The organism is Nocardiopsis listeri NBRC 13360 (genome assembly GCF_001570765.1).
Lineage (GTDB): Bacteria > Actinomycetota > Actinomycetes > Streptosporangiales > Streptosporangiaceae > Nocardiopsis > Nocardiopsis listeri.
In genome coordinates, this window is sequence record NZ_BCSH01000006.1 from 163,166 (window position 1) to 170,104 (window position 6,939).

At 68.3% G+C, this 6,939-nt stretch carries 6 protein-coding genes; 1 reads left to right on the forward strand and 5 read right to left on the reverse strand.

The window, feature by feature from the left end; all coding sequences use genetic code 11:
* The first annotated feature begins 93 nt into the window (after positions 1-93).
* The gene (locus NLI01S_RS02480) at positions 94-1,851 is read left to right on the forward strand and encodes a PASTA domain-containing protein (RefSeq protein WP_067598404.1); all 1,758 of its coding nucleotides are present in this window, start codon (positions 94-96) and stop codon (positions 1,849-1,851) included.
* Positions 1,852-1,998: 147 nt separating this feature from the next.
* Here NLI01S_RS02480 and NLI01S_RS02485 read toward each other — a convergent pair whose 3' ends face one another.
* The 5 genes from NLI01S_RS02485 to NLI01S_RS02505 all read right to left on the reverse strand — a co-directional run bounded on the left by NLI01S_RS02485 (position 1,999) and on the right by NLI01S_RS02505 (position 6,359).
* Positions 1,999-2,484 carry a MarR family winged helix-turn-helix transcriptional regulator gene (locus NLI01S_RS02485; RefSeq protein ID WP_067598406.1) on the reverse strand — a complete coding sequence of 162 codons (486 nt, stop codon included), beginning with the start codon at positions 2,482-2,484 and terminating at the stop codon, positions 1,999-2,001.
* A gap of 120 nt (positions 2,485-2,604) precedes the next feature.
* Positions 2,605-4,254: an AMP-binding protein gene (locus tag NLI01S_RS02490; protein ID WP_067598410.1), complete on the reverse strand. Its 1,650-nt coding sequence runs from the start codon at positions 4,252-4,254 to the stop codon at positions 2,605-2,607.
* Positions 4,255-4,452: 198 nt separating this feature from the next.
* Positions 4,453-5,124 carry a hypothetical protein gene (locus NLI01S_RS02495; RefSeq protein WP_067598414.1) on the reverse strand — a complete coding sequence of 224 codons (672 nt, stop codon included), beginning with the start codon at positions 5,122-5,124 and terminating at the stop codon, positions 4,453-4,455.
* A 159-nt stretch (positions 5,125-5,283) separates the two neighbouring features.
* Positions 5,284-5,727 carry a DUF6114 domain-containing protein gene (locus tag NLI01S_RS02500; RefSeq protein WP_223809076.1) on the reverse strand — a complete coding sequence of 148 codons (444 nt, stop codon included), beginning with the start codon at positions 5,725-5,727 and terminating at the stop codon, positions 5,284-5,286.
* The gene (locus NLI01S_RS02505; protein ID WP_067598418.1) at positions 5,718-6,359 is read right to left on the reverse strand and encodes a DUF6230 family protein; all 642 of its coding nucleotides are present in this window, start codon (positions 6,357-6,359) and stop codon (positions 5,718-5,720) included. The genes NLI01S_RS02500 and NLI01S_RS02505 overlap by 10 nt, the downstream gene beginning before the upstream one ends.
* Positions 6,360-6,939: the final 580 nt, after the last annotated feature.

The following is a 6,939-nucleotide window of genomic DNA, read 5'->3' on the forward strand; positions in this document are numbered from 1 at the left end:
GGGGCGGAAGCACCAGAATAGCGCCGGGTGATCGCCCATGTTCGGCCTGATCGAGGGCGATATGTAAGGGTTCGGCACCGTACAATCCGACTCATGACCCCCGGCCCCCACACCGGTCTCACACTGCGAGGCCGTGTGCTCATCGGTGACCGACTCCGTGGCGACGGAACGGTGTCCGTGTACTCCGGTACCGACGCCGACCTCCCCGTCACGGTGACCCTCCTCGACCCCGACGCCGCCGCCGATCCCGCGACCATGCAGGGATTCCTCGGCCGCGCGCGGTCCCTCTCCGGCGTCGACACCCCCGGCCTGGCGAGGGTTCTGGAGCAAGGTGTCGACGATGACCTCGTGTACATGGTCACCGAACACCTCCCCGGCCAGACCATCGCCCAGGTGCTCGAAGGGGGAGAACGGGGGCTCCGGTACGCCCCCCACGTCGCCCTGACGATCGTCACGGGCGTGCTCACCGCGCTCGACGAGGCCCACGACCAGGGCATCGTTCACGGTGGACTCGGCCCGCGGAGCGTGGTCGTGGACGACGAGGGCCGGGTGACGGTCACCGGTTTCCGGATGCTCGGCATCGAGGGCGTCACCCCGCGCACCGACGTCCACGCCGTCGGTAGCCTGCTCCACACCCTGCTGACGGGATCGCTCCGGTTCGACGGCGACACCGTGCCGAACCCCTCCTCACTGGTCCCCGGCCTGACACCGGACCTGGACGAACTCGTCGCCGACGCGACCGAGCCCAACCCGAGGAACCGGCCGCGCGACGCCGGTCAGTACCTGGCCATGGTCGAACAGGTCGCGCGCTCCCTGCCCGGGCCGGACGGTGACACGGGTTCGGGCACGGAACCGATCCCGGTGGTCGATGCCCGGGCCGAACCCACGGCCGAGCGCCCCATGCCCCTGTGGCGCCGTGCCCCGTTCCTCGCGATCGTGGGCGTCCTGATCCTGGTGCTCGGCGCAGCAGGTTGGGCCTTGGCACCCGACGACACCACGGAACTGCCCGATCTGGTCGGCTACACCGCCGAGATGGCCGAAGTGGAACTCGAAGCCCTGGAACTGGGGCTGGACCACTCCTATGACGAGACCTACAGCGACGAGGCACGACCGGGCGAGGTCGCGGCGACCGATCCCGCGGCCGGGACGGAACTGGGCGAGGGCGACACGGTCCTGCTGTCGTTGTCCATCGGAGCGCGGTACGTGGAGGTGCCCGACGTGGTGGGCGGCACCGAGTCGGAGGCCCGCACCCTCCTGCGGGACGCCGGCTTCGACGAGGTCGAGGTGGTCCAGGAACACTCCGCCGACCACGATCCCGGCACAGTCCTGTCCACCACCCCCGAGGTGGGCGAGGACGGTGACCGCGAGGAGGAGATCACCCTCCACGTCAGCGAGGGCGTCATCGTGCCCACCCTGACCGACATGACGCGGGACGAGGCCTCCGCCGCCCTCGAATCACTGGGTCTGACCACCACCGTGGTGGAGTCGGCAGACGAGACCGTCCCCGAGGGATGGGTCGCCGCCCAGAACCCGGAACCGGGGGCCGTCCTTCCAACGGACGGCGAGGTCACCCTCACCGTTTCCGCCGGCCCGGAAGAGGTCGAGGAATCGGAGGAAGGGGAGACCGAGGAAGAAGAGGGCGGTTCCGACCCCGAGGAGGGCACGGACGCGGAGGAACCGGAGGCACCCGCCGAGTGCTCCGCCACGGCCTGGGACTCGGGATCCACCTACGACACCGGCGACCGTGTCCAGTACGAGGGGCGCGTGTACGAGGCACGACGCTGGACCATGGCCATTCCTCCGAACGTCGGAGGAGAGCTGAGCGCCTGGGACGACCAAGGCCCCTGCTGATATCGGTGACGCCCGCGACCCGTCGACGGGTGTCGACCGAAAGACGCGGGGCGGGCGGGCCATCGGCCCACCGCCCCGCTCCATTCCCCTCCCGGTCTTCGGAGGACGGGCACGACCCCCGTGGTGCCCGTCCTCCGTTCCTTCCCCTCAGGTCTCCTCGGCGACGTGTGCCTCGCCCGCGAGCACGTTGGCGGTCAGCCTGCGCAGCGCGAGTCTGGTCGCCTCGAACTCCTCGTTCGGAAGGTCGATCACCCGCCCGATCGCCTCGGGGATGCCCCGAGCGCGGGCGCGCAGGGCACGGCCATCGTCGGTGGGAGTGATCCGTACCGAACGCTCGTCCTCGGGGTCACGGTCCCGGCGGAGCAACCCGTTGGACTCCAGCCGCTTGAGCAGGGGGGTAAGGGTTCCATAGTCGAGTTGGAGCACCGCACCGATCTCCTTGACCGAGCACCCTCCTCGTTCCCACAGCAGCATCATCACGAGGTACTGCGGGTAGGTCAGACCGAGCGGATCGAGCAACGGGCGGTACAGGTTGGTGACAGCGCGGGACGCCGCGTACAGCGCGAAGCACATTTGCTCGTCGACTGGCGGGAGTTCGAAGTCGCCCTCGGGGGCGGGGGATCGGTCGGGCATCACTCGTCATCGTAGTAACCACGCACCCGATGTCAAAGCCCACAATCACCTTGCGTGAAAGGTAAATGGGACGAAGAGGTCGGCTCGCGTTCGCGAACCGACCTCCACCCGCGGGAACGGTCAGGCGTCCTCGGGTGGACGTGTATCGGCCGGAAGCCGGCGTTTGAGCACCTTCCCGGTGGCGTTGCGCGGCAGCTCCGCCAACACGATCACGTCACGCGGTACGGAGAAACGCCCCACCATCTCCCGAACATGCAGCCGGATCCCGTTCGGGTCCACCGACCGCCCCTCGTAGGGCACCACGTACGCCGCGAACCGTTGCCCGAACTCCTCGTCCGCAACCCCGGTCACCACGACCTCGCGCACCGAGGGCAGCGTCACGATCGCCTCCTCCACGGGCCGGGGGAAGACGTTCTCACCACCCGAGACGATCATGTCGTCGTCACGCCCGGCCACGTGCAGCAGGCCGTGTCCGTCCACGTGACCGCGGTCGCCGGTCTCCATCAGACCGTCGGACACCCGCTTGCCCTTCCCGTTCGTGTACCCGTCGAAGAGCATGTCGTTGCCGACGAAGATCGCGCCCTTCGACCCCTGGGGAACCTCCCGCCCCCGCTCGTCCAGGATCGCGATCCGCGTACCGAGCGGCGGCCGTCCCGCGGTGGTCGGCGCCGTCCGCAGGTCTTCCGGGGAAGCGATGGTCGCCCACGACACCTCGGTCGACCCGTACAGGTTGTAGATGACGTCGCCGAACGCGTCCATGAAGTCGTCGATCAGCTGCGGGCTCATCGCCGACCCACTGCACGCCACGATCCGCAGCGACGAGGTGTCGTATTTCTCCCGCGTCGACCGGGGCAGGTCCATGATCCGCCGAAGCATCACCGGTACCGCGAACAACGCCGTGCACCGCTGCTCCTGAACGGTCCGCAACACGTCCTCCGGCTCGAACAACCGGCGCATCACCAAGGTCGACCGCATCGACATGCCCAACTGGACACCGGCCAGCCCCCAGGTGTGGAAGATCGGCGCCGACACCAGGATCCGGTCCGTGGAGTTCAACGGGATCCGCGACAGCACCGAGGCCGCGTCCTGCGGGCCCTTCGGGGTCGGGCGTCGCGCGCCCTTCGGCGCCCCCGTGGTACCCGAGGTCAGCACGATCAACCGACCCGGATTCTCGGGCGGTGCGGGGTCGGGTTCGGTGGGCTCCTCGACCTTGGTCGGGATCCGAGGCCCCGGCGCCACGGTCTCCCCCCACGCCGTCACACGTGGAATCTCCGGCGGCGACCCCTTGTACAACTCCTCGAAGTCCGCGTCCGCGATGAGCAACGACACCTCGTTGCGCTCGATCACGTCCACCAACGGACCGGCGGCCAACCCGGTGTTCAACAGGACGGCGTCGGCGCCCAGACGTCCACAGGCCACGATCGCCTGCACCATCCCGGCGTGGTTGCGACACAGGATCCCCACCCGAGACCCGGGGCGGACCCCCAAGCGCTTCAGTTCGTGGACGAGCTGCCTGGCCAGCCGGTTCATCTGGCCGAAGGTCGTCACCCCAGAATCGTCGATCACGGAGATCTGGTCGGGGACCCGCTCGCTCGCGGCGGCGTAACCACCGGCGATGGTCGCTCCCCAGGTCTTGAGCTGACGTAGCTGGCGGACGATCTTGTCCGGGCGGCCGACGGAGAAGACCCCGGCCTTGACGAGTACGGACACCACCTTGAGGGTGTGGTTCAGTTTGGACCGGGTGGACGGGCCACCGACAGAGGACGGCATTCGGTCTCCGGGGAGTACGGGGACGGGCGAAGCGGTCCGCGCCCTCCGAGGAGCCTTCGCCTCGTGACTCCACGGAGTACTGCGAAGGTAGGTCAGATACGCACGGGATTCTTCGTCGCGAAGTGAGTGGCCACCGACGCGTGGTTGTCACCGGGTGAGCCCCGGGGCCCTCACGGAAGGGCCCCGGAACCGGAACCATCAGCCGTTCACGGTGATCGGTGCCGCCGGGTCGTCGACGTTGGACACCTCGTAGGTGGCGGTGAACGCGGCCTCGTCACTGCTGGGGCAGACCGCGTCACCCTCCACCACGACCGGGGCCGTGGTGTCGAAGTCCAACGTGGACACGGGGTCTCCGTTGGTCCATGTGCCGCCGATCGCGACGTCGGCGTCCGGGCTCACCGTGGCGGTGCACGAGGCCAGACCGCTCGTGGTCACCACGATGCCGCCCGCCGGGACCAGCATCGTCCCGGTCGAGGGTTCCCCGAACCGCATCGCCATCTCCCACGTCGGGTCGGCGACGGTGACCTCGGCGTCGACGAGCGGCATGTTCGTCTCGCAGTCCTCGAAACCGGGCGCGGAGATGGAGCCGGAGACCGGCCCGTCCGGGTTGGTGTTGTCCGGAGCCTCGGGAACCAGGTTGGTGCCCTCCTCAGGGGAGGAGACCGAGACCGAACAAGTGATGACCGTGCCGCCCGCGTCGAAGGTCGCGGAACCGGTCAGGGCCGCCTCGAAGGCGGCGCCGGCGGGCTCCACCGTGGTCGGGCCCTGCTGGGCGGCGAAGGCGGGTACGCCCCAGGCCAGGGCGAGGACCCCGGCGGAGCAGACGGCGAGAGCGATGGAGCTGCGGGATCTCGGTTGCGGAACCGACATGGGTACTCCTTCTGAGTGACGGCCGGACGGCGTGCTCGGAGGACGTCCGGCGACAGTGCGGGAAGTTCGCGCCGACGTAGGTAGAGGGGCTTTCCGGTGGACGAACGGGGACGGAACCGCCAGGTGAGCGGTTTGAGGGTCCCCGGGGTTCTGGGGAAGTCAGCCCTCCCGGGCCGGCTCCGGGATGGCCGCCGACGGCTTCTTCCTGCGACGACGTCCGCGTCCACGTCGTGGTGGTCGCGCGACGGGTCGCCAGGCGAAGGCGAGTCCGCCACCGACCAGGGCCAACAGGGTGCCGACGACCAGACCGCCGAGGTTGGACAGGACGAGCGCGCCCAAGGCGATGAACCCGGCGAACCCACCGGTGATCACGTGCTGGTTCGGGGTGAACCAGGTGACCAGTCCGAGGACCGCCAACATGCCGCTGAAGACCAGGGTGGAGACCGCCCCGATGCCGAGGTGGAGCATCAACTCCACCGGTAACCGGGCGACCACGACCATCTCCACCGCCGCGAGGAGCATCAGCAGCCCGGCCGTGAAGGGGCGCCGCTTGCGCCAACGGGACCAGGCGGTCCACAGGCGCCGGAAGGGGGTCAGAAGCACTCGTCATCCCCCAGGGAGACACCGAGGCTCAGGTTGTGGAGGCGGAAGGTGCCGGCCGAGGCCGCCCGTGCGGTCTGCTCCAGGTCCTCGATCACGATGCTGTCGGACTGCATCCCGAACAGGGAGGAGTGCCCCTGGCCGCGGCCCAGGCCCTCGGGGCCCTTGTCCAGGGTGGAGGCGTCCCGACCGATCTCGATGTTGTCGAACTCGGCGTTGCCGTCCATCTGGTCCATGTCGATGACCAGGTCGGAGGCCTGGACCGGAGTGCCGTCGTCACCGGCGGTCAACATCAACGAGACGTTTCCGATCAGCGGGAACTCGGTGGTCAGGACCGACTGGCACAGAGCCACGATCTCGGCCTCGCGGATACCGGCCACCGCCGAGGGAACGGGTTCGTCGCGAACGGTCGCGTTGACCCAACCGAACTGGGCGAACCCGGTACCGGTCATCTCGTCGGCGGAGATCTTGAATTCCTGGCTGGAGATGCTGAACGTCGCCGCGAGCGCCCCACCGGCCATGGCGACCAGGATGCCGCCGATCGCGGCACCTGCGGGGATGGAGAAGAGGACGAACCGTCGCCAGCTGGTGTGACTCTCGGGAGCCGGAGAGTCCTCGGGGGATGTGGGTTCCATGCATGTCCTTCCAACGGTGCATGGTCGCGCTGCGCCCTGCCGTTCCCCCGAACCTCCGGCACACGACCTGTTCTGAGCCGATCATGAGCCGGCCTCCGAGGAATTACAAGACCGGTTCGTCGAATTATTCGCCGTCTGATGTTGTCGACGGAAAATGATCTTGCATGACCATTGGCATGCTTATTCCAAGCCTCTGACCTGCTGTGATATTAGAAATCCGCTGGTGGGAATCGAGGTGGCACCGTTCAGGTGTAAGCAACAAGGAAGGGTCGTGTATTTGTCGTGAAGTGAGCTTCGGTGGGGTCGGTGTTCATCAGTTGGGTGAGTGTTGCGGGGCCGGGGGTCGATGTGGCCGCAAAAAGGAACGCGCGTACGCGCGCGAGGAGGGGGCGGATTCGGTCTCCGGGGGACGAATCGCGTGTGTTGGCCGAAGAGGGGTGTCGAGGTGGGCCTCGGGTGACCGGGGACACATCCGGTTCGGTTTGCCGGGTGTGCGGAGTGCGGGTAGTGTTCTCCAAGTCGCCGCAGGACGGCGAGTGGCCCCAGGGTCGACTCGGAACCGGACTGCGATCACAGACAT

Bases quoted from the DNA above. Each gene is read 5' to 3' on its own strand.
- NLI01S_RS02480 (WP_067598404.1), top strand. From the start codon at position 94: ATGACCCCCGGCCCCCACACCGGTCTCACACTGCGAGGCCGTGTGCTC.
- NLI01S_RS02485 (WP_067598406.1), bottom strand. From the start codon at position 2,484: ATGCCCGACCGATCCCCCGCCCCCGAGGGCGACTTCGAACTCCCGCCA.
- NLI01S_RS02490 (WP_067598410.1), bottom strand. From the start codon at position 4,254: ATGCCGTCCTCTGTCGGTGGCCCGTCCACCCGGTCCAAACTGAACCAC.
- NLI01S_RS02495 (WP_067598414.1), bottom strand. From the start codon at position 5,124: ATGTCGGTTCCGCAACCGAGATCCCGCAGCTCCATCGCTCTCGCCGTC.
- NLI01S_RS02505 (WP_067598418.1), bottom strand. From the start codon at position 6,359: ATGGAACCCACATCCCCCGAGGACTCTCCGGCTCCCGAGAGTCACACC.